At 38.5% G+C, this 25208-nt stretch carries 19 protein-coding genes and 1 tRNA gene; 12 read left to right on the plus strand and 8 right to left on the minus strand.

Annotation, left to right across the window (positions count from 1 at the left end):
- The first annotated feature begins 5 nt into the window (after positions 1–5).
- From QZ738_RS13140 to QZ738_RS13165, 6 genes are all read left to right on the plus strand, one after another.
- Positions 6–1310, plus strand: a complete 1305-nt coding sequence (locus QZ738_RS13140; protein ID WP_293788211.1) for a hypothetical protein — start codon at positions 6–8, stop codon at positions 1308–1310.
- Positions 1311–1356: 46 nt separating this feature from the next.
- Positions 1357–3519, plus strand: coding sequence for a hypothetical protein (locus QZ738_RS13145; protein WP_293788212.1), 2163 nt, complete (start codon positions 1357–1359; stop codon positions 3517–3519).
- A gap of 43 nt (positions 3520–3562) precedes the next feature.
- Complete coding sequence (locus tag QZ738_RS13150) at positions 3563–4078, plus strand: gliding motility-associated C-terminal domain-containing protein (protein ID WP_293788213.1); 516 nt, start codon at positions 3563–3565, stop codon at positions 4076–4078.
- Positions 4079–4271: 193 nt separating this feature from the next.
- A complete protein-coding gene (locus tag QZ738_RS13155) occupies positions 4272–5147 on the plus strand; it encodes a PorP/SprF family type IX secretion system membrane protein (RefSeq protein WP_293788214.1) in 876 nt (291 codons plus the stop codon).
- A gap of 376 nt (positions 5148–5523) precedes the next feature.
- On the plus strand, positions 5524–6135 hold the full coding sequence (locus QZ738_RS13160) for a hypothetical protein (protein WP_293788215.1): 612 nt from the start codon (positions 5524–5526) through the stop codon (positions 6133–6135).
- A 1-nt stretch (position 6136) separates the two neighbouring features.
- The gene (locus QZ738_RS13165) at positions 6137–6757 is read left to right on the plus strand and encodes a response regulator transcription factor (RefSeq protein ID WP_293788216.1); all 621 of its coding nucleotides are present in this window, start codon (positions 6137–6139) and stop codon (positions 6755–6757) included.
- A gap of 337 nt (positions 6758–7094) precedes the next feature.
- Here QZ738_RS13165 and QZ738_RS13170 read toward each other — a convergent pair whose 3' ends face one another.
- Positions 7095–8420 (minus strand): sigma-54 dependent transcriptional regulator, encoded by a 1326-nt coding sequence (locus tag QZ738_RS13170; RefSeq protein WP_293788217.1) that lies wholly within the window; start codon positions 8418–8420, stop codon positions 7095–7097.
- Between the two features lie 985 nt (positions 8421–9405).
- Between QZ738_RS13170 and QZ738_RS21350 the strand changes: the two genes are divergently transcribed.
- Positions 9406–9525, plus strand: coding sequence for a winged helix-turn-helix transcriptional regulator (locus QZ738_RS21350; RefSeq protein WP_367268589.1), 120 nt, complete (start codon positions 9406–9408; stop codon positions 9523–9525).
- Positions 9526–10171: 646 nt separating this feature from the next.
- Here the strand turns inward: QZ738_RS21350 and QZ738_RS13175 are convergent.
- On the minus strand, positions 10172–12607 hold the full coding sequence (locus QZ738_RS13175; RefSeq protein ID WP_293788218.1) for an outer membrane beta-barrel family protein: 2436 nt from the start codon (positions 12605–12607) through the stop codon (positions 10172–10174).
- Positions 12608–12874: 267 nt separating this feature from the next.
- Here QZ738_RS13175 and QZ738_RS13180 point away from each other — a divergent pair, with 267 nt between their 5' ends.
- From QZ738_RS13180 to QZ738_RS13190, 3 genes are all read left to right on the plus strand, one after another.
- Positions 12875–13093, plus strand: a complete 219-nt coding sequence (locus QZ738_RS13180) for a hypothetical protein (protein WP_293788219.1) — start codon at positions 12875–12877, stop codon at positions 13091–13093.
- Positions 13094–13206: 113 nt separating this feature from the next.
- Complete coding sequence (locus QZ738_RS13185; protein ID WP_293788220.1) at positions 13207–16164, plus strand: type 2 lanthipeptide synthetase LanM family protein; 2958 nt, start codon at positions 13207–13209, stop codon at positions 16162–16164.
- A 20-nt stretch (positions 16165–16184) separates the two neighbouring features.
- Positions 16185–17261 carry a hypothetical protein gene (locus QZ738_RS13190; RefSeq protein WP_293788221.1) on the plus strand — a complete coding sequence of 359 codons (1077 nt, stop codon included), beginning with the start codon at positions 16185–16187 and terminating at the stop codon, positions 17259–17261.
- On the opposite strand, the gene QZ738_RS13195 is transcribed toward QZ738_RS13190, so the two are convergent.
- Both QZ738_RS13195 and QZ738_RS13200 read right to left on the minus strand, forming a co-directional pair.
- Positions 17258–17782 carry a hypothetical protein gene (locus QZ738_RS13195; RefSeq protein WP_293788222.1) on the minus strand — a complete coding sequence of 175 codons (525 nt, stop codon included), beginning with the start codon at positions 17780–17782 and terminating at the stop codon, positions 17258–17260. The genes QZ738_RS13190 and QZ738_RS13195 overlap by 4 nt on opposite strands.
- 12 nt (positions 17783–17794) lie before the next feature.
- Positions 17795–19978: a peptidase domain-containing ABC transporter gene (locus QZ738_RS13200; protein WP_293788223.1), complete on the minus strand. Its 2184-nt coding sequence runs from the start codon at positions 19976–19978 to the stop codon at positions 17795–17797.
- 197 nt (positions 19979–20175) lie between these two features.
- Between QZ738_RS13200 and QZ738_RS13205 the strand changes: the two genes are divergently transcribed.
- Positions 20176–20409, plus strand: coding sequence for a DNA-binding protein (locus QZ738_RS13205; RefSeq protein ID WP_293788224.1), 234 nt, complete (start codon positions 20176–20178; stop codon positions 20407–20409).
- Between the two features lie 181 nt (positions 20410–20590).
- On the opposite strand, the gene QZ738_RS13210 is transcribed toward QZ738_RS13205, so the two are convergent.
- The 4 genes from QZ738_RS13210 to QZ738_RS13225 form a co-directional block, all read right to left on the minus strand.
- A complete protein-coding gene (locus QZ738_RS13210; protein ID WP_293788225.1) occupies positions 20591–20887 on the minus strand; it encodes an Arm DNA-binding domain-containing protein in 297 nt (98 codons plus the stop codon).
- Between the two features lie 374 nt (positions 20888–21261).
- Positions 21262–21334, minus strand: a tRNA-Lys gene (locus QZ738_RS13215).
- A gap of 208 nt (positions 21335–21542) precedes the next feature.
- A complete protein-coding gene (locus QZ738_RS13220; protein WP_293788226.1) occupies positions 21543–22241 on the minus strand; it encodes an NUDIX domain-containing protein in 699 nt (232 codons plus the stop codon).
- Between the two features lies 1 nt (position 22242).
- Positions 22243–22914, minus strand: coding sequence for an HAD family phosphatase (locus tag QZ738_RS13225; protein WP_293788227.1), 672 nt, complete (start codon positions 22912–22914; stop codon positions 22243–22245).
- A gap of 199 nt (positions 22915–23113) precedes the next feature.
- Between QZ738_RS13225 and QZ738_RS13230 the strand changes: the two genes are divergently transcribed.
- Positions 23114–24265 carry an aldose epimerase family protein gene (locus QZ738_RS13230; protein ID WP_293788228.1) on the plus strand — a complete coding sequence of 384 codons (1152 nt, stop codon included), beginning with the start codon at positions 23114–23116 and terminating at the stop codon, positions 24263–24265.
- Positions 24266–25208: the final 943 nt, after the last annotated feature.

Consider the following 25208-nt stretch of genomic DNA (forward strand, 5'->3'; position numbering starts at 1 on the left):
ACGACATGAAAAAGATATTTTACTTAACAACGATACTATTTTTAACTTCAATAGGGGCGTATGCACAACAAGGTTTCGGTACCAGCAACCCAGATCAATCAGCGGTGGTTGATATGAAGGCAGGAAATAAGGGAGTTTTGTTTCCAAGAGTTGCATTAACAGGTTTAACAGACATTACTACTATAGCTGCCCCTGCTAATGCTTTAACGGTATTTAATACCGCAGATGCCGGTACTGCACCCAACATTATACTGCCAGGTTACTATTACTGGAACACAACGGCAAGCAAATGGGTAAGAATTCTAAATAGTGGAGATGCTTGGTCATTAAATGGTAATGCAGGTACAGCTGCCGCAGGCAGTTATTTAGGTACCACAGATGGAAGTCCGTTAATCTTTAAGCTTAATGGTATCCTCTCTGGTTATCTGAGTAATAGTAGTACTGGCTTCGGTTATGGAACACTGGCAAAACCGGGTAGTTATAATGTAGCTATTGGAAGAAATAGTCTTTCGACACCCTCTTTTAATGGTAGTAGCAACACTACAGTAGGAAACGACAATATGTCGAATGCTGCAACCGCATCTAATAATGTAGCTATAGGCGCTATAGCATTATTTCAAAATACAACTGGTAATGACAATGTGGCTGTGGGTTACGAAGCCAGTCGTCATATTGGTTCTGCATCTGACAATGTTGCAATTGGTTCAGGTACACTTCGAAACAGATATGGATCTCAGAACACGGCATTGGGTAAAGAGAGTCTCGGTGGACCAGTTTCGGCCGTTAATAGCTCCGGAAATGGCATGGTTGCGATAGGGTACAGAGCAGGGTATAACGAAGGATTAAGCAATAAACTCTACATCGCCAATAGCAGCACCACACTACCACTTGTTTACGGCACCTTTGCCAACGATGGCGGTAATTTAACCATAAACAACAGTAATGCCAGCAATACCACAGCCAAAGCTCCTGCTAACAGCAGTACATTAAACGTAAACGGATCTGTTAGTGCCAGCATTGTTACCATCAGTGCAGATTATACCGTAACTGATCAAGACTACACAATCGTTGTTAGAAACTCTGGCAGTAATAACATCAACATTACTTTCCCCAGTGCTTCGACAGCTAAGGGCCGCATTTATAAAATTATAGCACATCCAGCCACCAATTCAGCCACCTTTACTTTGGTTGGGGTAATGTCATTGGGTGGTATTAATCAAACAGCGAATTCTGGCAATACCGCAACTGGCTGGGGTAAATACGAGATCCAAAGTGACGGTGCAGATTGGTTAATCATTAATGCACTGTAATGGAAAGCCAATCTTTTTCAATCCTTACAGGTAATCAGCAAATAGCATGAAAAAAATATTTTATTTAACAACGATAACATTTTTGGCTTCTTTAGCTGCAAATGCACAACAAGGTTTTGGCACCAGCAACCCGGATAAATCTGCGGTGGTCGATATGAAGGCAAACAATAAAGGCGTTTTACTGCCTAGAGTGACTTTAACGGGTACCAATGATGTCACAACCATTTCATCTCCTGCCGATGCATTAACCGTTTTTAACACGGCAACAACCTACAATGGAGCTAATGATGTAATACCAGGATACTATTACTGGGATGCAGGTGCCAACAAATGGATACAAATCACAACAGCACAGGATTTAAGATTGGTTGGAAATGGCAACCATATTACTCAGGATGCAGGTGTGGGTAGTAATGGTACTACTGTAGGAACTGGTGTTAACAATATTGGAATAGGATCTTCAGTATTGTCTGCTAACACAACAGGTTTTAACAATATGGTCTTGGGCAATAATAATTTGATCAAAAATCTCGATGGTTACTCTAATGTAGCAATAGGACATCATTCGATGGAAAATAATACTAATGGTGCGATGAATGTAGCTATTGGCGATGGTACTTTAAACAAGAATACCAGCGGACAAATTAATGTAGCTATTGGTATCGCCTCTATGTTTCGAAACACTACAGGTAATGTGAATAGTGCTCTAGGATCGCAAGCACTCCGTGATAATACGAATGGTAGTTATAATACTGCAGTTGGTGGGAATGCACTTCAGGCAAACATTTCCGGAAATCAAAATACTGCAGTTGGCCACCTTGCATTACTTACCAATACTACTGGTTCTTCTAATACAAGTTTTGGACATTTTAGTTTGAGTTCTAATACTGACGGCTCAGAAAATACGGGCATAGGGGCTAATGCGCTGGCAGCACTAAAAGGTAGCAATAGTAATACCAATACTGCTTTTGGGAACAATGCAGGTGCCAATCTTATAGCAGGTAGTGGAAATGTATTTTTGGGTGCGAATACAGGATTTCCGACAGGTCAACAAACAACGGCATCAAACCAACTTTTTATAGGGAATGCGCTGGGAGAAAATTCCTTAATCCGTGGCGATTTTTCTACCAAAATTCTAACAGTAAACAATACTTTAAAAGTAGCTGATTTAGCTTCTTCGGCTGCTGCAACTACAGGCAACCGCCCGGTTGTGGCCGATGCTAACGGACAGTTGATGATCGGTACAGCAGGTGCTGCTACAGCCTGGGGATTAACTGGTAATGCCGGTACCTCTTCTGCCACGAATTTTATAGGTACCACTGATGCACAGGATCTGGTATTGAAGACAGATAATAATACCCTGGCCACCTTCGGTGCGAATGGAAAGATAGGTTTCGGTTTAGCACCAGATGCGACCAGTAATCATCGGGTACAATCTAATTTTGATTTAAGATTTGGTGCGCCATTAAATGGAGCAAATCAGCATTTCAGTATCGCACAGTCACCATCTGCATCTTCAGGTGCAAATGCTATGAAACCATTTTCTTTACTGGTAGGTAACTCTTTCCTGGATCGTAGCGACGTATTTATTGGCGGTGGAAAATGGGACGGTTCAGAGGCTGCGGTACAAAACATTCGCTTTTATACAACAGTTACAAAAGATACCCCTATTGGAACGGAAAGAATGACGATAGACAGGAATGGTAATGTTGGTATTGGAACTTCTACACCTGCAAGCATGTTGCACGTTAAAGCAACAGCAGACCCGGTACGTTTAGAAGGATTACAAACTGGCGCATTGGCCAATACACCAATCGTAGCTGATGCAAATGGAGTATTAAAGAAATCGAACGGTTCGGTATTCCAGAGTTTCCGTACCACAACAGCACTAACAGAAACGGTTTTAGATGCAGATTACACAATCTTATTTAAGGGTACGAGTGCGATCACCTTGGCTTTGCCAGATCCAACTACGCAGATGGGAAGAATCATAGTTCTGGTTAACCACTCTGGAAACGGATCAGGTGACAATAAAATAACGTTCTCTAATTATAAAGTTTATAGAGATCCATTTAATACTCCTCCCAATGCATTTCAGGGACCAACAGATACCCTGTCATCTTCTGCATCAACCATGAATACGGTTAGTGTAGGTAATAAAATGACATTACAAAGCGATGGCACCAATTGGATACTTATTGGCGCTTAATGAACATCAGAATTAATTGGTTTAGTTATTTGAAACAGAAAATATGAAAAAATTAAATTCATTGCTCATTATGTTAATAACACTTATCGCTGTCGAAAATGCGAAAGCCCAGGATAACCTTCCTTACACCATCAATTCGGCGGGAGGTTATGGTATGGTGAATGGCCAGATTTACGATTTCAATTTTGGCGAAATGGTTTTGGTAAATACTTTTACCGCAAACCAATACCTGCTGAGCCAGGGCTTTTTGCAACCCTACCTGATCAATACCAGTTCCGTAACGGACGTCTTTGTGGAAAACAATGTGATAACACCTAATGGTGATGGAAAGAACGATCTTTTCAGAGTCGTTGGCTTATCCAATTATCCAGGTAGTAAAATCAGTATCTACGATCGGGCGGGAAGGAAAATTTTTACCACCACTGATTATAAGAGTGACTGGAACGCCATGCTGGATGGTAAACCCTTAAATGAAGATACCTACTATTATGTAATCGATCTTGGAAAAGGCTGGGGATTAGTACGGGGCTTTATTTCTGTAATACTGGACAATAAATAAAAATATAAAGGGTAGCAGTTTCTTGAGAGGATGCGGGAGCTGCGCAGGGCATGTTTTGAGGAGGCATGCCCGCCTTTTAAAAATTTTAAACAAAAACACGAAAGGTAGCAGTTTCTTTGAGAGGAGCTGGAGGCTGCGCGCGGCATGTTTGGATGAGACATGCCCACCTTTTAGAAATCTTAAAATAGACAACATGACAAAAAAATTATTGGTTGCGGTTTCATTCTTCATGGTAATGAAGGCTCAGGCACAGCTAAACCCGATGGGTACACAATATTTCCTCAATCAGTATCTGGCTAATCCGGCTTTGGCTGGTACCGAACCAGGTTATGAGGCCTTTGGCGCATTAAAAGGGCAGTGGAGTGCAATAGAAGGTGCGCCCGTTATGCAAGCCGTTACCCTAACCAGGGGGAGTGAAAATAAAAAGGTGGGGCTAGGCCTGTATTTCTATAACGAATCTGCCGGGGTGATCAAAAGAACCAGTTTAAAAGCAAGTTATGCCTATCATTTGCCAATTAATCAAGGCACCAGCATGATAGATTTTGGTCTTTCGGCTGGATATATGAATGAATGGATTGATTTTAATCGGGTGAAGGGCGATAATACAGATGGATCTCTGGCCAATTTTAATCAACGCAAAATGTATTTCGATGGTGATTTTGGCATAGCCTATAGAAATAACCGTTTAACGATACAAGGTACATTGCCCAATCTCAAAAGATTAATGGATCGTGATATCATCCGTGCCGTAGCGGATCGATCGCTCTATATGGCAGCCATCAGCTATAAATTGTTTTTTGATGATAAAAACACTGAATTAGAGCCTAAAGTAATTTACCGCGGTGTGCAAAATTATAAAGACATTGTAGATATAGGAGCCAACCTGAGTTTTGTAAACGGGAAACTGCTATTTAATGGCATTTACCATTCAACAAACAGCGTTACATTAGGTATCGGAACTAAATATAAAGATGTTTTATCCATCATTTGCCAGTACACCACCAATACGGCCGACTTACAAGGATATAGTAATGGAGAAGCCGAGATCGGGCTAAAATATCACTTCTAAAATAACGGTAGGCAAATATACATGAGGTTATACTTTTTTTGAATTTCTAAGTAGTTAAGGGTTAGATACATATCGCTTCGCAGTATTATCCCTGACCGATTCGTCATGCTGAACTTCCGCCCGGCCGGTCGGACGGGTGTTTCAGCATCTTTTTAGCAGGAAAGACCCTGAAATAAATCCGATTGCTATCGGATCAGGGTGAAGGCAGCTTAATCAAAAAGCCGATATGAGCTAACCCCAGAGGTGATATTAATAATCGAACTCAGGTTAATATGATCAATTTTTGAAAAACCGCTTGCGAGATCTGCCTGGCTTGATAAAATAGTTTAAACAAAAGTTTCGCAATACAGAATCAAACCCGTTTAATGATTGTGATATGAATGATTTAAGTGTGAAAAATGAGAATATCATGAATTACAATCAATTCATGGCCTTAACAAGAATGTTGGCACAACTCGAATTGATACACCCTATAAGCGAAACCTTATTTACCGAAATATACAAACACGCCAAGTTTAATGCTGTAGCAAACAATAAACATATTTCGAGTCCTTTAAACGTGGAAAAGCGAATTATTTATATTGAAGCAGGCATATGCCAGATATCAAAGAAAGTTGAATCAAAGCAAATTACAATACGTTTGATTGATCGGGGTTCTTTTATTGCCTATGAAGTAATGAGCAATGAACCCGGATACGTTAAAGCAATTGGTCCGGTAGAATTCATTTCGTTTCCGGCCTCCATTTTGGAAAGGTTGGCCAGTACAGATACCAGTGCAAAAGTCATTCTCTTTACATTAATGCAAAGAGAATTAACTGAACTGAAATTGAGTAGCATAACCATTGCTATCAAGCCCACCCGTCGTAGGCTTGATTACTTTAGATCTACTCAGCCTGTTTTCGAAGAAAGCATTCCATTAAAGTACATAGCGTCATACCTGGGTATCACCTTAGAAACACTGATCAGAATTAGAAAATCTCCTGCCTGAAATGAATATTATCATCACCGATTACCAGGAAATCACCAGGAGGGGTTTAGTTTCACTGATTCAGGAATTTTGGTCTGATGTACAAGTGGTGCAAATAAATACTTATGATGAATTAAAACAAATGCTCTTTCATTGCAATGATTCTCCAATCATCATAATAGATCCCGGATTGATCGACATCTCATATGACGAGATTATTGTGGGGATTAAAATTCGGAGTCCGCACAGTCCAATTATCATTTATACAGATTTGTCACCTTCGGTATATGCCATTAGGATGCTGAAGATTGGAGCCAGCGCATACGTCGAAAAAAGGTCGAACGAAGCGGATGTTTTATTGGCCATCACCACAGTGCTCAGCGGTGGAAAATTCGTGAATGATCAAATCAAAGAAAAAATATTTAAAAGCAACGCAATTAAAGATGCTGCTTTTGAAAAAGAGCTATCTGCAAAAGAACTTAATATAGCCAATCTTTTAATTCAGGGACAATCCATAAAGGAAATTAGCAAGCAATTAAATGTTAAGCAGGGTACCATCGGAACATTTAAGTTTCGAATATTTAAAAAATTGAAGGTGAAGAATATTATTCAATTAGCTGAAAAAATCAAATCAACCCTCTAAAGGATAACATGCCGTAACTTTCTTCTGTATCATCAACTAAAATTAAAAAAAACTTCTGCATGCCAAATAACTAAATAACATAGCTTAAACAAGGTTTTTGGCTCCTACGCAAGTTAGCTAGATCAGGCAGCTATCATCTTCATTCAGCTTAATTTTGCCGACATGGACGTGGTCATCTGGTACAATCAGGTAAGTGCAAACACCATTTCTACATAAAAATAAGTTCAGCAGTAGGGGTTAGATCTGATGCAGGCTTTGGTAAAAACAAGATGCTAATCATCATCATCAAACGAGGCTTAATCATAACTTTTTAAAGTTACTTCACTGTTATTCATGTTTACTCTCTATCTGGCGTAATTACCTCCAGTTTTCGATATAAGGTGGCAATTGCAATCCCCAACTTTCTTGCAGCTTTCCTTTTATTGCCTTGACATTCTGCTATCACATTCAGGATATGCTCTTTTTCAATTTCATGGAGTGATCTTGAGGCATTTTCTTTTTTAACTTTAGGCCTGATGATCAGGTTTTCGTCCAATACTCCGTTTGAAAGAATGATTGCTCTTTCCATTACGTTGATCAATTCACGGATATTGCCTTTAAAATGCAAGGTCGACAATGCCTTAACAAAATTGCCTTTAAGACTTGGTTTTGGAATGCCCAGTTGGTTAGGCAAGGTGTTAAATAGATGTTTGACGAGTAACTGTATATCACCATCCCGCTCCCTAAGCGGCGGAATATCGATCATGAAAGATGAAATCCGGTAGTATAAATCCTCCCTAAAGCTACCTTTTTGTATGGCTAATTCTAAGTTCTGATTGGTTGCCGCTATTAAACGACAATCAACTTTTGTTGTTTTGGTATCGCCCAATTTGATAAATGTTCCATTCTGTAAAACCCTTAATAGCTTAGCCTGTAGCTCAATTCCCATTTCGCCTATTTCATCTAAAAAAATTGTACCATGATCGGCCATCTCAAACAAGCCCTTTTTATCTTTTAACGCTCCGGTAAACGCTCCAGCTTTATAACCAAAAAGTTCGCTCTCCAACACCTCTTTTCCTATCGCACTGCAATTTATCGCTAAAAATGGTTGCTGATGACGTAAACTGCTATGGTGTATCGCTTCAGCAAAAAGATCTTTACCCACTCCGGTTTCGCCAAGTAGCAATACGTTTGCATTGGTTTTGGCCACTCGTTTAGCTAATTCTTTGGCATGTTGTATGGCGGGAGAATCTCCGATGATCGAGGCAAATCCCTTTTCCTCCAGATTTTTCTGGTGCAATTTTTCCATAAATTTATCCATTGCCTGCATACTGGCCTGATTTACCATTCCAATAAGCCGTACAGGAGAATCGCCTTTAATCATATAATCAAAGGCTCCAAGTTTGATTGAATTTACACCATCAGGTATTGATCCTGTTGATGTAAACAGAATAATCTCCGTATCGGGAGAAATGTTTTTGATTTCTGAAATGAAACTTAAGCCACTACCATCGGGCAGTTTTACATCCAATACGATAACATGAATTACCTGACGCATGATGATAGCCTTTGCAGATTTGATACAATCCGCTTCAAGAACATCGTAACCTTCGGATGACAATATTCTGCCATAAAGGGTTCTCTCTAAAGTATTATCTTCAATGATTAATAATTGTGGAAGCATATAGAGATGTTTAATATGAGAGATCGCAAGAGCCGAAATTCAGACAAGTGCCATAGATTTTATATGTGATTAATATGAGTTGTAAAATTGTGTTTACTCCATTAGAAATGGATGGTCCTTGTGATCCATCGAAAGCTAAATATCAAATGGACCTGCTAACCGTGCCGCCATATTTTTGCGAGTAAATAATTTGGATACTTCCTAATAGATGATGCCGTAAAGTTTGTTTATGAAAAACAAAGTGAATTTTTTACTTTTTCCGGTATCTTTTATTTTAATATATTGGGGAACTGCCTTTATCCAATCTGATGAAGAAAAGACCAAGCCATAATGCCATAACAATCAATACAATTGGTATTGTATGCAATTTTAATGGAGAATATTAATTACAAATGGCTTATAACACATATACGATTTTTTGATAATGAAGGATATATTATTTATAGCATAAAATTAGAATTGTAGATTACACATGATTTTAGTGATTGATGTATATAAACATAATGGCTAGAAGTTGTATCGTTTTTTTGATAATTTGTAAGGTAAATGTAATCATAACTATATTCCTTTATTATCTATTTCAATAGATTTATTATGACAGTTGTCAATTAATGAACTTAAAATAGGGGATAGTGACCTGATTCAGCTATAATAGGAAACCAGAATTATATTTTTTTAAAAAAAAAGGGATTAATTAGATCATATTCAGTAGAAATTAAACAAATCAAGGTGTCTTCAAAGCATTCATTTAGTTACGGTGACGCAAAATCTATAAATTTATTGGTCAGTTAAATGAAGTAATGATCTATTTAGGTAAATAAATACTGCTTATAGATGACAAATATCAATCAGCATCCTAAATCATAAAACTTGCTTGGTTATATTGGAATGATAAAAATCTAGATTTCCTCAATTTTATACGTCTATAATGAAATTATAAAAGAGCTGTTGATCATTTATTGTCTATTCATGTGATTAGCGGTAAATGCAAACCCTGATCATTATTTCCTTCATGAGCGGCCACAAACGCTTCATGGAAATAGAACGTAGCTTTCCGAAAATTTCCTCAAAGGTACTCGCCAAAGAATTGAAAGAACTAGATTAACACCACCTCATCAAACACAATGTTTTTGACGAATCGCCTGTTTTGGTAGAATACACGGCAAGAAATTATGTTATTACTTAAGAAAAAGTAATTCAGGAGTTGCATCACTGGGGAGCTAATCAAAGGAAAAAGATATTAGGACAATAGGTATTGTTGTTAAAATTAGATTGTAACATCTTTACAACTTTTTTGCTTGATCCAAGATCCGTTGGCTAGCCTGTATGTTCAAACCACTGGCTATGAATACAAAAAACCTTCAAGCTTTAGGCTTGAAGGTTTTCGTGATCCCGCTGGGATAATAATTTAATAATCCAAGCGATACTAAATGAGCAAGTTATAAATAATAGTTAATTGTTATTTCTTATTGGGCATCGAATTGGGAACCAGTTATTTTGATATGAATTGACTTTTTTTGAAAGAACAATTAAATTATTTTTTTCTACAAAAATACACTTTATTCCGAATAAATCTACAAAAAAACTTGGTTGTACTTGATAGTCTTTTTCTTTTTTTGATTAGTCCTTAAGTTTTTTAATAGGATTTTGAATGATTTCTTTTTTAAAAATGCCAAATTTTAATTGACCTACTTTAGAAGAGCATTTTAACTAGAAAAAAGTTAATGTTGTGCTAGCGTATGCACATTATTTTACAGTCTCCCGCTTTCATCAACACTGCTTTTCTCGTAAGTGCTTTTTTTGAAGGCTTTTCCAGACCTAAAATTGTATCTTAACGAAAAATATAGTTTTCTCGTCTGAAATTTTGGATTCCTGGTAATTGCCTGATTGTTGTAATAGCTGGTGATTTGTGGGTTGCTGCTAAACAATATGTCTTCAAGGTTAACATTGATCGACAACTTATTCTTTAGCATCTTTTTTGAAATACCGGCTGAAATATCTCCAAAACCTTTGGTAATAGTATTCGCATAGATGCTTCGTGGAGTGTAGTATGTGCTCAGGGATAGTGATAGCGTTTTATTTATTTCAAAATCATTGCTGTTCTGGAAAACGAATGTACCTTTTTGGATCTGATACTGATCGCCGGTTACATGCTTGTATTGTAACAGTAGGGTGTTATTTGTTGTCCAGAATTTTGTGATGTCAAATGGTGCTGACAAGTTTATATTGTAAAGCCTCGTATTACCCACATTTTCCCATGTTTGGTAGAGGATATCTGACTTATCTATAGATACAATCCTTTGGATCTGGCCACTTAAGTTAGAATATAATAGACTTAAACTGTATCTGTTCTTTAATGTCAATGTCAATTGCAGGTTGTCCGCAAATGATGGGCTTAAATTAGGATTCCCTGTTGAGATGGTATTGTTGTCGACATAAAATATGTAAGGATTCAAAGTTGAGTAGGAGGGCCTGGCAATTCGCCTGTTGTAAGTCAGAGAAAGGTTATAGTACTTTTTTTGGTCCAAATCCCTGCCAAAATAAATGGAGGGAAAGATGTTGAAGTATTTTCGTTGATTGTCCGTTTGGTTTCCTAATGAATGAAGTGACGTGAGAATGTCTGTTGCTTCGCCTCTTAAACCAAGTCTGTAATTTAGGTTTAGAAACTTTCCGCTTCCTTCAATAAATCCTGCCGTGATCATTTCGTCGTACAGATAATCAAAACCGGCTTTCGGATCTGTGAAAAATCCATTGCCTGCAAAAAGCTCGACTGAATTGTCGGTATTTATATATGATTTCGATATCCGGCCACCAAAATTCAGCTCATGCCCGCCTTTAAATATCTTCAGGTATTTAATCTCACCTGTATAAATTCTGGAACGGCTTGGAAAGATGAAATTGTAGAGTGTATCAGCCAAGAGGTTGTTGAGGTTGTCTCTGGAGGAGCTTTCAATTTCACTGGACTCTTTTTTGCTGTTTGTTGTGAAATCGCCATTTACACTCAGCCTAGATTGTAATGAGTCGGTGTATAAACGGTAGTTGATACCGAAGTTATGGTAACCTATCTTCGATATGTTGTTGAACTGGCCCGCCGATTTCACCGTATTTTTAGGTTCGGTATTGAGCATTAGTGCCTCGCTCAGGCTTGATTCTTTTTCTGTTGCATAGTTTCCATTGTAGTTAATGCTAATATTTTGACTGGCGCTTACGTCATATGCAAGTCCTAAATTTAGGTTGTTCAGGTTTCCCCTTGTTATCCGTTCCGTTTTAGAAGAGAAGGAACTGCCTGCCATGAGTGTCCTAAACTGTTCATCGGTGAAATATTCTTTTTTTACCTGGTAGCTATATTTGGCACTCAACTGGATTTTGTCTTTCCTTAGGTTAATATTCGCATATGGACTGGTAGAGGGATACCGGCCCAATCCAAATGATTGCTGCCCTCCCAGGTACCCCGTTATACCATCAACCGTTGGTTTTTTCATATTGATATTGATAATTCCTCCCAGGCCTTCGGCAGAAAATTCAGAAGAGGGAGTTCCAAGAATCTCAATATTTTTGAGCTCTGCAGCATTTATATTTGCCAGATAGTTTTTCAAGGCATTTCCGGTCATCTTCAACGGCTGGCCATCGAGATAAATTCTTACACCGGAAACACCATTGATGAAGATTTCATTGTTCATCACCTGGATCCCTGGCGCATACTGTAAGATCTGGTTAAAATTCTTCCCTTGCAGGGCATCATTGCCCTCCACATTAACAATCAGTTTATCATTTTTTCTGGAGATCAGTGGACGCCTACCTTTTATCTCAACCGCATCAAGGATATTTATCTTTTCTTGAAGAAAGAATACGTATAGGCTGTCTGTTGCATTTTTGAAAGAAAACCTGCCCTTATATGTATATGTTGAGGTATGGGAGATTTCGATTATGAAATAGTCGGCTGAACTCAAGTCGTCTACAGTAAAAAGTCCGTTTTTGTCTGATGTCCTGGTAACCATGGGATTTGTCGAATTTGCAGGCGAGAATATCTTGATGTAGGCGTCAGCTAATCCTTTGGATTTTCCTGTTTCAACTTTTCCCCTGAATACTTTGCTTTGGCCAAATGCCTTAATATTGAGCAATAGCAGGATAAGTAAAAAGACTTTTAAAAATTTTAAGGTGGATATAGTCATCGGTTCAAAGTTCATTCACGGCAAAGTTTCTGCATAAATAGTAATATTCTGGGATAAATGTGTCAAAAATCTTTTATAAACGATAAAGTATCTTGTCTCTTTGATCATGTATATTAATTCATCAACCCGATGAGCATTGTAGTTTAAAAAATAATTATCTGTAAATCAAATTGTTTGTTTTTATATGATAATTATTATTTAGTATATTCAGTTATAGTACTTTTTTAGTTAAATTATTTCATACATTAGACGTATTAATCACTTTAAACAAAACAAATTTGTATGAAAAATTTTATGCAGTTAAAGTCATCTCGAAAAGCTTTTTCGTTGAACCAATCATCAGTTTTATCAATGGAGGAACTAATGTTTGTTACCGGAGGTACTGAGGTTAATTCTGGTGGCGGATCATCAAGTTCAACAAGTGGAAGTACCTGTTGCGATAGCACCTGTGTATGCAAAACCGTGTGCTGCGGTGCTGACGGTGAGCCGGAAGTTCAATAACTTGATTTATTAAGGTCAGATGTTCCTATTCGTCCTTTGCGGGGTAAGGTCTTGTAAGTCCTTACCCTTTTGTATATAATTAGTAAACTAAATAATAAAATTGCAAAACCATTGTGGAAATAACAGAAAAAGCATGGCGAAAAATCAGTTTTTACTTGCAAAATGATGGCGTTTGGGAGAAACGCAAAAATATGCTTACTGATGAAGGTTCCGATCGTTTCATTTCATACATGGAGCATCTTAAAACTTTAAATAATCCGCACGTTTACCGGCAATTTTTAGATAAGGTTATTGAACACTCGCAACTTGTGAGTGCAGAAAGCCTAGAACGCCTTTTAATGCAGCACGACAAGCCATTGCACTTTGTTTTCGTATCTATTGCAAATTTGCTCAATGCTGAAATAGAGGTTATTTACAATCAGGCGTTTTCGGTTCAATCTCCGGAAATCTGTTCGGGTTTATCTGACGATCTGTTCGCTAAGCTCCTGAACATATTGCTTCCATCTCTCGAATTAGAGTTTTCCGTTTATCTGAATGCATATGAATACCCGGATACAAAGGAAAATCTGCTTAAGTTCGTGGTTGAAGCATCAACTTCAGCCGAATGGATCGAATATTTTTTTGAACAATATCCTGTGGCTGCCAGCCGTATCGAACGGCTGATTAACAATTACATGGATTACCTCTCTGAGTTTTTGGGTAATCTGAGAAGCGACATCGGCAAGTTAAAGGAAGAATTTAAAATAAGTTGCGATCGCCGGATCACAAAGATAAACACCGGGCTTGGTGATCTCCATCATTCCGCACGTTCCACGATCAGGATCTGTTTTGATGACGGGGCAACCGTATATTATAAACCACGCAATTTAAATTCAGAAAAAGTATTTTACAATATATACAAAGGGTTACTTTCGATCGGATTGAAAAGATCAATTTTGGAAACAAAGTCCATCGTATGTAAGGATTACGCCTGGCAGCTCGGCGTTGTTGCTGCCGAAGTTTCCCAGATCAGCGAAGCTTCCGAATTTTATTACAATCAGGGTATTACTACTGCTATTGCCTATATTTTCAATATCCAGGATCTAATTTCCGATAATATCATTTCGGTCGGTAAATATGCAGCGTTGATTGACCTGGAAATTTTTATGCACCCCGCCTATCCTTATGGCCTTTCCTATAAGACCAATTCTTTATCGGGGCGTAGCCTTTTGCATGGGGTTATAAAAACAGGTATGATTCCCCAGTTTGGGTTTGAATCTGTTAATAATCCGGGACAGAGCAACTCTGGCATCTCAGTCTTTTCTGCTGGGGAGGAATTCGATCGGAATGTTCCGTTTTTTAATGGAGAGGCTATTCCTATTGACGGTATGGAAACCCATTTTGAGGATGGCTTTATTTATGCCTATCAGTTCTTTAAAAACCATCAGGAAAAAATATATGAACTTATTTTAACCCAGCATGAGCTTTGCCGAAACTTTAATGTGCGGACAATTTTGCGCTATACCTACAAATACACTATTCTAGCTGAAAAATTAAATTATCCGGAGATTCTCCAGGACCACCTCAGATATGCAAACGTCATAGAATTTTTATGGAGAGGATATAATGAAACAATATTACCTGAAAAAATTATTCAGTCTGAGATAGAACAGGTATTTTCTGGAGATGTGCCATTGTTTTGTACGAAATCAGATTCCAGGGATCTTTTTGACGTTGGAAGAAACCTGCTTATTAAGGACTACTTTCCAGGTAGTGGTCTGGAACTCATTAAGGAAAAACTTTCTAGATTGGGCCAGGAGGATCTTGATGAACAACTGAATGTTATAAGGAGGGCATTAATAATTCATCATGAATACGATGCTAAACCGACCATATTTCCGACCTTCACTGATGAAAGCCTGATCGACCAGATTAGGATATCGCTCGCCTCCTTGAACAGATATCAGGGAAAACAGTTTACCTATATTGACTATACGATTACTAAAGATAGCTTGTGGTCCCAGGATATCCAGGATTCTGATCTTTTTCAGGGTATACCCGGACTGGGTGTGTTTTTTATCGCAAGCTATGTTACATTTGGAAAGCAGACTGATCTGGATAATGCGGTCAATATTTTTGACCAGACCGTTGGATATCTTAAAAAAACCAAAATCGATATCCTGGATAATCCGCTTCCCTCTTTGGGAATGGTAAATTACCCTCTATCTATTCTCTATATGAGCTACCTGTATACCGAAATAACAGGTTTTGATCGCTTTGTACTTGATAACGATACTTTTGGGTTTTTGATTGATTTTATAAAGCTGAACATTAAAAAAGATGCTAAGAAGGACTACTTGTTCGGCTCTGTTGGACTAGGGTTGCTGCTGCTGCGCATCTACCAAAAACGGCCTGAAGCTGAAATTCTGGAATTAGTCATCACGATAGGTGATTATTTACTTGAATCAAAACTAGTTGTTGATCAAGATAAGATTACCTGGGAATCGAGTTCTCATGATAAATGGGGCGGGTTTGCCCATGGAACGGCCTCTTCCGCGTATTTTTTATTCTGCCTGCATGAATTAACTGGAAATGCTGATTATTATGATTGCGCATTAAAAGCATTGAAATATGATCAGAGCCTTTATGACAGTCACCTCGGGTACTGGAAAAAGACAGTTGAAGTGGTGGGGGACCGTCATCACGGCTGGTCTAACGGCGATGCAGGAATTGCGTTGGGAAGATTTCTCTCAAAGAAATATTTAAACGATCCCTTATCAGAAAATGAAATGGAAATTGTCAAAGAATCTATTGAACGAAATATCAGGTTTTATCTGGACACAGACCATTCTATATGCTCTGGTTTTATGGGGCTGCTGGAACTTCATACACTGATGTTCAATGATCCGAAGAAAGAGTATAAATGGCTGATGGATTTTGATTCCAGATTCAAAAGTGTTAAAAGTCTGAAGTGTGGGGGATGGTATCAGAACCAGGAGATTACCGGCTTATACTATGGTTATGCAGGTATAGGTTACAACTATCTTAAATTAAAGTTTAATAAACAATTGCCATCGCTGCTGCATTTGTAGACGGTGAATAATATAATATCATGATCACAGTCAACAATATCTTCTTCAATAGCAAAAGAGTCGTTAAGACAAAGGCATTTGATTCCTATTCTCAAAATACAGATGATATATATAGTTTTTATTTAATCAAGAAGGACGAGGTTGCCACACCTTATAAAAGCGGAACCGATTTGCAAAAGGATGTCAGGAAACTATGTTCGGCCATAGAGGATGAATGTGTTGATCAATTTATCCGGGATTTGGGTATTGATAGCAGTGCTTTTGAACTTTTTATAGTCGGTTTCATTTTTTTCATGGGCGACAAACTTGAGTCTGCTAAAAGGTCTTTTGAAAAGGCATTGTCTTCAATGTCAAACGATGCTAGTATTGAGGCTTTGACAAACCGGGCATTTATTACGATGCAGGTTTCTCAGATATACGACCAATTGAATAATAAGCAAAAAGCATTGGCATCTCTTTTAGAAATACATCAGTTATATAAGGATTATCCACAGTTGTTTGAGGCTGCAGATAGCCTGCTGGCATCTGTTTTTTTTAGAATGAGTATTTATTCCATAAGGGTATACAAAACTTACAACCTTTCTCATGCAACAACCTTCTTGTCGGTTACATATCGGGAGAGGTTTAAGGAGAAATATGAAAAATATGTATTGGAGCAGTATCTGGCAACAGCTTATAGAAATTATGCCCCCACATTTCAGGACAAAACAGCAAAATACATTTTTTATAAGGAGGCATTAAAAAACAGACGTTTCGTTGCAGATAATAACAATGATGAATTCAATAAGGTTGAGCTTTTTTATCTCCTTAGTGATATCAACAGGTTCTTGATCATTGAAGGTTACAAACCTGCCCTGATCAAAAAGCATAGCAGAATCATGTATAAAACCATCGCTTTGATGAGTCTACAGACCAGACAGCAGCATATAGATCCAATCATCAAATATTCTATGATGATGTCAAAATTCTTTTTTTTGAAACAGTCTCTCGATTTTTATCCGTGGATGGGAATTGCCTCTTATTTCAGTCCCAAGTGTAAAACGGTAAGTTTGAGGCAGGATATTGAGCAGTTCAAAGCTAAAATTGAAGCACTTTAAAGTTTAGCTGGCTGAAAGTTCGATACTGCGCTTTCTAATAATTGCTTAAATAGAACCGTATCGCCGGTAATTACATCCAGATACACGGCGTTTAGTGGTGTTGACGAAAGTACGTCCGTTTCCAAAATACCCGGATTAATTGCTGATATCATCAATGTTATCGTCTCGTGGTCACTTTTGTATAGCTGTATGATTTTTCCAGTAATTTTCAGCGCTTTACGTTTTGGTATGCTTAATCGGATCGTTACGGCCTGACCGGGCCTGATTTTTAGTGTTTCTCCCGCAGGCTGTATTTTGCAACTGATCAGAAATTCGGGAAAAGCATTTAGTGAGACAGGTTGAACTTTGTTTATGACAGTGATCTGCGCGTTTAGCTTAGCTACTTCTTGATAGGGGATCAGGGTAGTTAAAATGAAAAATATGCAGAAAAAGCAAAATAGAAGTGTCATACCCCATCTTGTCAGCCATTTTGGGTTTCCCTTAATTATTTTCTGTATCCGCTGGGTGTGATGATTCTTCATATATAGAAGTCGTTATGCGTCAAGTTCCAGCTGGTTTTTTACCAAGCTATAATATGCACCGCCTCTTGCAATGAGGTCATTATGAGTGCCCTGTTCGGCGATTACGCCATTATCTAACAGGATAATGTTGTCGGCATTTTTTACCGTGCTTAACCGGTGGGCAACGATAATCACCGTTTTTCCTGCAAAAAAGTTATTTAGATTTTCCAATATCACAGCTTCGTTTTTAGCATCAAGCGCATTAGTTGCTTCGTCAAAAAATACGTAATGCGGATCTTTATAAACGGCTCTGGCGATCAATATTCTTTGTTTTTGTCCAGCACTGATCCCATTGCCATCAGATCCTATCTGAGTGTTTAGTCCGAGCGGGAGTTTGTCGATAAGGTCGCCGATATTGGCAATTTTGATTGCATGAGCCAGTTTTTCAATGTCTAATGAATCTTCTTTAACGCAAATATTGTTAATGATTGTGTCAGAAAAGATAAATCCGTCCTGCATCACCGTTCCACAATTGGCCCTCCAAAAGCTTGGAGATATCTTCTCCAGGTTGTGGCCACCCACATCAACTGCACCTGCAGATGGCTTATAGAATTTTAGTAAAAGTTTTAGCAATGTCGTCTTGCCGCTTCCGCTCATCCCAACAACTGCTGTTGTTTTTCCTTCGTGAAAGCTAAGGTTGATATTCTTCAAGGCATATTGATTTCCGGCGCCGGGATACCTGAAGCTTAGATTTTTGAGATCGATAGTTTTGCCCGATTGTAAGTTGTCTATAAGATGGTCTTCCAGAGATTCTTCATCCTTAAGGCTGTGGATTTCATTTAACCTTTCCAGGCTGATCCTCGCGTCCTGCATCTGTTGGATAAAACCCACCATCTGCTCCACCGGGGTATTGGCCTGACCTACAATAAACTGTATTGCCATCATGGCTCCTAATGAGAGGTTCCCTTCAATCACTGCATGGGCAGCAAGAAAAGTGATCAGTATATTTTTGCCTTCATTGATAAAAAATGCCCCGACCTGTTGCGCCTGGCCAAGCTTCAGGCTTTTTATGTTAAAATGAAATAGGTCGGCCTGTATATCTTCCCATTTAAATCTTTTTTCCTCTTCACAGTTGTTTAGCTTAATTTCCTGAATACCGTTTATCAACTGCACAACGACACTCTGGTTTTTAGCAGAAATATCAAATCTTTTGAAATCCAGTTCTTTCCGCTTTCCCAAAAAATGGTAGACCCATGCGAAATAGATCAGATTCCCGAAAAGAAAAACCAGAAAAATACTCCGGTCGTAAAAGATCATCAGGATAGTAAAAAGGATGATACTTACGGTAGAAAATATAGCATTTAACGCCGGTCCGGTCAAAAAGGTCTGAATCCTGCCCTGATCATTTATTCTCTGCATAATATCGCCAGTGAGCTTCGTATCGAAGAAATTCATGGGTAGCCGCATGAGTTTGATCCAAAACTCTGTTAATATAGTTATGTTCAGCCTGGAAGTGACGTGCAGCAGTATCCAGGACCTGAGAAAATCAGCAAGCATTTTTCCGATAAACAGCGTAACCTGAGCGATAACTATGATATAAACAAAAGTCATATTCTGTTGGCCGATACCCCGGTCAACAAGTGACTGCATCAGAAACGGCATTATAAGCTGGATGATACTGCCAAGCAGCAAACCAAGCATTAACTGGCCTATCAATTGCCGGTGATCATGAAGATTCCGGAAAATGTATTTCCATCCAACCGGTTCATCTGTCTTTCCTGCGCCTTTTTCAAAATGTTTATTCGGACTAAAAAGCATCACAAAACCCATGTTCGCACTTTCAGTCTGCGTCCCCCAATTATCGGAGAATTCGCGCTGTCCGTAGGTCAAAATTCCTTTTCCCGGGTCGGCAATATGAAACTTGTTTCTACTGATATTATAAAGTACAACAAAATGGTTTTTGCGCCAGTGCAGAACGGCGGGCAAAGGGATATTCTTTAACTCCTCAATGTTGATTTTTATTCCGGTTGCATCTAATCCAATATCTCTGGCCGCTTCGAGAATTCCGCGGAAAGAAACCCCATGTTTGTTAATCCCTGAGAGTCCTCTAAGTTTTTCGATAGCGTGGTTGGCTCCATAGTGCCTGGCAATCATTTTAAGGCAGGTTGGCCCGCAATCCATCTGATCTCTTTGGCGGTAGAGCTTAAATTTTTTCAATTTAAAAAATAGGTTTTTAAAGATTGAACTGATCCTTGGCATATATACACATTTATACCAATAAAGACAAATTGTTTTGGTATCGTGTTAAATTTAATTTGAATTCTGCAAATTATTTTTAGGTACTACCCACACAAGTACCCAATAACTCCAAACCAACAATCTGAAGTTTGCCATTACATTTTAATACGCATATTATGGTAACTATCGAATTTATAACCAAAGAAGATTTAGAACAGTTCAAACAGGAACTATTTTCGGAACTAAGACCTCCGGGGCAAAAGCTGCACAAAAACAGCGAACAAAAAGAATGGCTGAAAAGCTATGAAGTACGTCAACTTTTGAGCATCTCACCTGGAAAGTTGCAAAGTCTCCGTGATTCAGGGACATTAAAATTTAGCAAAGTCGGTAGGTTGATGTTTTACAAGTAAGATAATGTGGCGGCATTTTCCGGCATTATTTCCTTGCAGAAATCATCAACTTTTACGAAAATTTCTATAATTTTATCTTTGAGCATAGGTTTTTTTTACATGTTAATAAATTGATTGTCAACTATTTATAAGAAAAAATAATGAACTTTGCCCTTATTTTTATATATCTTTTATCCCGAACTCAAGTTAAATTATGATCGGCAACCGCTTCCAATAGGGTATGTGAATTAGTAAGCGTACCCAGATAACTTGATTTGATGGCATCGGAAGTAATCGGCAAGCCCATATCGAAAACACGTTGATGGCCATAATACATTGCATTCTGCAATTGGTCAAGATGGGTGTTCAACACCTTGATCTCTTCTTTGGAGCCGATGGCTCGGCTGCCCTTAGCGTTCCATCGCTTAGGGTCGCAATCCCGATCGGTGGCCATCTCTGCACGATTTTCCTCTACGGTAATCCTCATGTAGATCGGCACATTTCCACTTACTTAGTTCTTTTGCTTTTTCAGATAGAAAAGCAGGCTAAAATTGGTCTTCATAATCTAACGATTAAAGGTGAAACAACCCGAGAACGTTTTTCGGTTCGAGAGTTGCATCGCCGTTATAAAATAATAACAGTGATGCAAACATAGCTTTGCAACTAAATCTAAACAAGATGTTCAGTTTGTAACAACCTGTACAATAAATGATTATATACAATTCGGTGAGTCAATTTTAACCGTTTTGCCTTACTCACCTAATCACTCACCAAAGTTTTGTGAATTCGTGTGATTTTTGGCAATTCCATAAAAGCAAAAACCCTGCTAATATTGCGATTGCAGGGTTTTATACATTTTGATAGTCTTTGCTGTGATCCCGCTGGGATTCGAACCCAGGACCACTACATTAAAAGTGTAATGCTCTACCAGCTGAGCTACGGAATCATTCCTTTTGTTTAAGGAGGTGCAAATATAGAGATTAATCCTTGCTTTGCAAATGTTTTTGTAAAATGTTTTTGGGTTCAGGCTTAGAAATTAAATTATCTGGTTATAATTAATTGATTCTAAAACCACTAAGCAGAAAATATTTTTTTTATAATTTTTAATTAAAACTTCTATCGCAAGGAAATTACGGTAAGAAAAACTAAAATGCTTACTTGGCCGTTTTGGGTATAAAATTCAAAAACGACTGAAACTGCGCTTTGTGTTTATTTTTATCAAGCTTAAAATAGAAAGCACCACGCCTTGAACTTGATTTATCTTTTTCATTTTGTTTGATCAATAAACCACTGGCCGTAATTTTACGGATAAAATTGCGGTTATCAATTGGGGCGTCGTACACCTGTTCGTATAAAGACTGCAACTGTGGTATGGTAAAACGTTTTGGCAATAACTCAAATAAAACAGGGTGAAGGGCTGCCTGGTAACGGATTTTATCCATCGCTGCCTGAACCATCACATTGTGGTCGAAAATCAATTCAGGTACTTCTTTAACTTTAAACCACTCGGCATGGAACTGGTCATTGATCTGTTTGCTGTATTTATTGATATCGATCAGGGCAAAATATACAACTGATACCGTGCGTTCAATCGGATCACGGTTTGGACTGCCGTAAGCGTGCAATTGCTCTAAATAAACATCATGCAAACCGGTAAGCTCTAAAAGAATCCGTTTTGCAGCACCATCCAGATTTTCGTCTTCCCCAATAAAACCACCCATCAAACTCCATTGGTCCTTTATGGGTTCTATGGCCCTTTTAATAACCAAAAGTTTCAGATGTTCGCCATCGTAACCAAAAATAATGCAGTCAACAGCAACTAATACAGGTTTTTGGTTTAAGTATTTTCCCATTTTAAAAAAGCAAATTTAATTTAGCATCGTTGTAATCGGTAATATAGCCCAAAATATTTGGATAAGCACTAAATTCTTCAACGGCATGTGTAGTGGTAATTACCAGGCATTTCATGCCCGCATTTAAAGCTGATTCTACACCTTTAGGTGCATCTTCAAAAACCAGGCAATCGGCAGGCGATATATGCAACGCAGCGGCAGCTTTTAGAAAGGTTTCCGGATTAGGTTTGCTCTTTTGCACATCGTCGGCACTTACAATTGCACTTAAATAGTGGCGGATGTTTAAACCATCTACCACGAAATCGATATTGAACGGAATTGCTGCAGAGCCAATGGCCATCGGTATTTGTGCAGCATCAGCCCGCGCTAAAAAATTATCCAAACCGGCAATCAAAGCCAAATGCGGTAAATAACCAGACTGGTAACGCTTTTCCTTATCTACAGAAAGGCTTTCTATTTCCGACGGACTAAACTTACCTTTACCAAAAACACGTTCCAGCACCTCGTGGTTTTTACCATACATCTCTTTTTTTACGCTTGCGTAATCAAGGTCTGCTCCTAAATCTTCGGTCATGATACTGTACCAGGCCAGGGTGTGGTACTCCATGTCGTTAATCATGGTTCCGTTTAAATCGAACAGAAAAGCTTTGGGCTTGAAATTTAAATCGTACATATTCCCGCTAAATTATGTGATTTTTTTTGATGTACGGAATGAGGATCAACATTAATAGAAATAATATGATAATCGTTAAGCTGACGTTAATTATTTTTTGCTACTTTAGCCGTAACCAAAAATAAATCTATATGTAAGCGTCAGGAGTTTTTCTATGTAAAAATGACGATCGCTTCACCAACTTAAAAAAAATAAACTGATGAAAAAACAATTCCTTAAGGCATTACCCTTCGCTACCTTGTGTTTAGCCCTTGCTTTTAGCGCATGTAACCCCAAAGCTGATAAAGGTACAGCAGGTAGCACACAGCAAGATTCACTGAAATACAACACCACCATTGATGGTAAAGCGGTTAAGCTTTATACATTAAAAAATAAAAATGGCGCTTCGGTGTCTATCAGTAATTACGGCGGAAGAGTAGTTTCGTTATTGATACCTGATCAAAATAACAAATTAACCGACGTAGTGCTTGGCTATGATAGCATTGGTGCCTACCGTAAAAAAGGAGAGCCATTTTTTGGCGCACTAATTGGTCGTTATGGAAACCGCATTGGCAAAGGTAAATTTACTTTAGACGGAAAGGAATATCAATTACAGCTTAACGATGGTGTAAATACCCTGCATGGTGGTACAGATGGCTTTTTCGGCAAAGTTTGGGATGCCAAACAACTGGATAGCAACAAACTTGAATTGAGCTATGTTTCAAAAGATGGTGAAGCTGGTTATCCTGGTAAACTAGATGTGAAGGTAACTTATACGTTAACTGATAACAATGGATTGCAAATAGACTATGAGGCGACCACTGATAAAACCACTATCGTAAACCTAACCAATCATGCCTATTTCAACTTAAACGGCGAAGGAGATAGCACCATTCTGGACCACGAACTGATGATTGATGCCAGCGCTTATACCCCTGTTGATTCGACCCTGATCCCAACTGGAAAATTGCAGCCCGTTGCAGGTACTGCTTTTGATTTTAACAAAGCGAAATTAATCGGGAAGCAAATTGGCGATAATGACGAGCAGTTAAAATTTGGAAAAGGTTACGACCATAACTTTGCTTTAACCCACCATGACGGTAAAACACCGGTTGCTGTAGTAAAAAGCAGCAAAACTGGTATTGTGCTATCTGTGATTACCACAGAACCCGGCCTGCAATTTTACAGTGGTAATTTCCTGACCGGAGCTGATAAAGATGGTAAAGGCGGTAAATCATACCCACACCGTTCGGCTTTCTGCCTGGAAACACAACATTTTCCTGATGCACCAAATCACCCTAACTTTGCTTCGACTGTTCTTAAACCAGGTGAAACGTATAAAACGAGTACAACTTATCAGTTCTCGAAATAGGGTTGACCAGTTAACAATCTGAATTAGCTAACTACAGGTTTTAGCCGTACCCCGAAGGTTTTCAATAACCTTCGGGGTCTTTTTTTTTTGCCCTTCTACTATCTGTTGGTGTCTCGCAGATCGGAAAGCCTACGTCTTTTTTTAAAAAATTAGTTTGAGGTGATATCAGAAATGATTTGGAGATTCTTGGCAAAATACTTCTTGATTGCTTATTCTGTCTTCCGTTCAATAAACCTTATTGAAGCGGTTATCCTTTTTGGTGCAGAAACAAAAATAGGCCTGCTAACCGCTCACAAAAAAGATAATAGCGGAAAGAAAGACTGCATTAACCGAAAGCTAACGATCCCTGATTTACAAATGATTTTTATTACTTTTTTTTGGAGCGCAAGTGCTGTAGCAACTATTAATGTCTGTTCCCGTTCTACGCTATATCCCTCCGCTGCGCTTCAGGGATGCCGCTTTGCCCGCCCGCCTGCAACGGGCAGGGGGCTAGATCACACGGTTCGGGCAAGACAAGAAAGTGCAAACGGCTGACGACATGAAAAGCAATCGTTAGTTTCTTACACAGGCCCCTGTTCAATAAACCTTATTGAAGCGGCTATCCTTTTTGGTGCAGAAACCAAAATATGCCTGCAATCTCTCACAAAAAGATAATAGCGGAAAGAAGGACTGCACTAAACGAAAGACAACGAAACTTGCTTTACAAAAAATTATTCTCATTTTGAAGCACAAGGACTGTAGCAACTATTAAAGTTTGTTCCCGTTCTACGCTATATCCCTCCGCTGCACTTCAGGGATGCCGCTGTGCCCGCCCGCCCAATGTCGTTAAGTTAAGGAAAAACATTGCAAAGAAAGGATTTAACCAGTATCTTTATGTCAGCCCTTATAAAGGAAGGCGAACTTTTTCCAGTTTATAGAAGGGCTTTTTTTACACACTATTAAT

Source organism: uncultured Pedobacter sp. (assembly GCF_913776295.1).
In the GTDB taxonomy this organism is placed as follows: domain Bacteria; phylum Bacteroidota; class Bacteroidia; order Sphingobacteriales; family Sphingobacteriaceae; genus Pedobacter.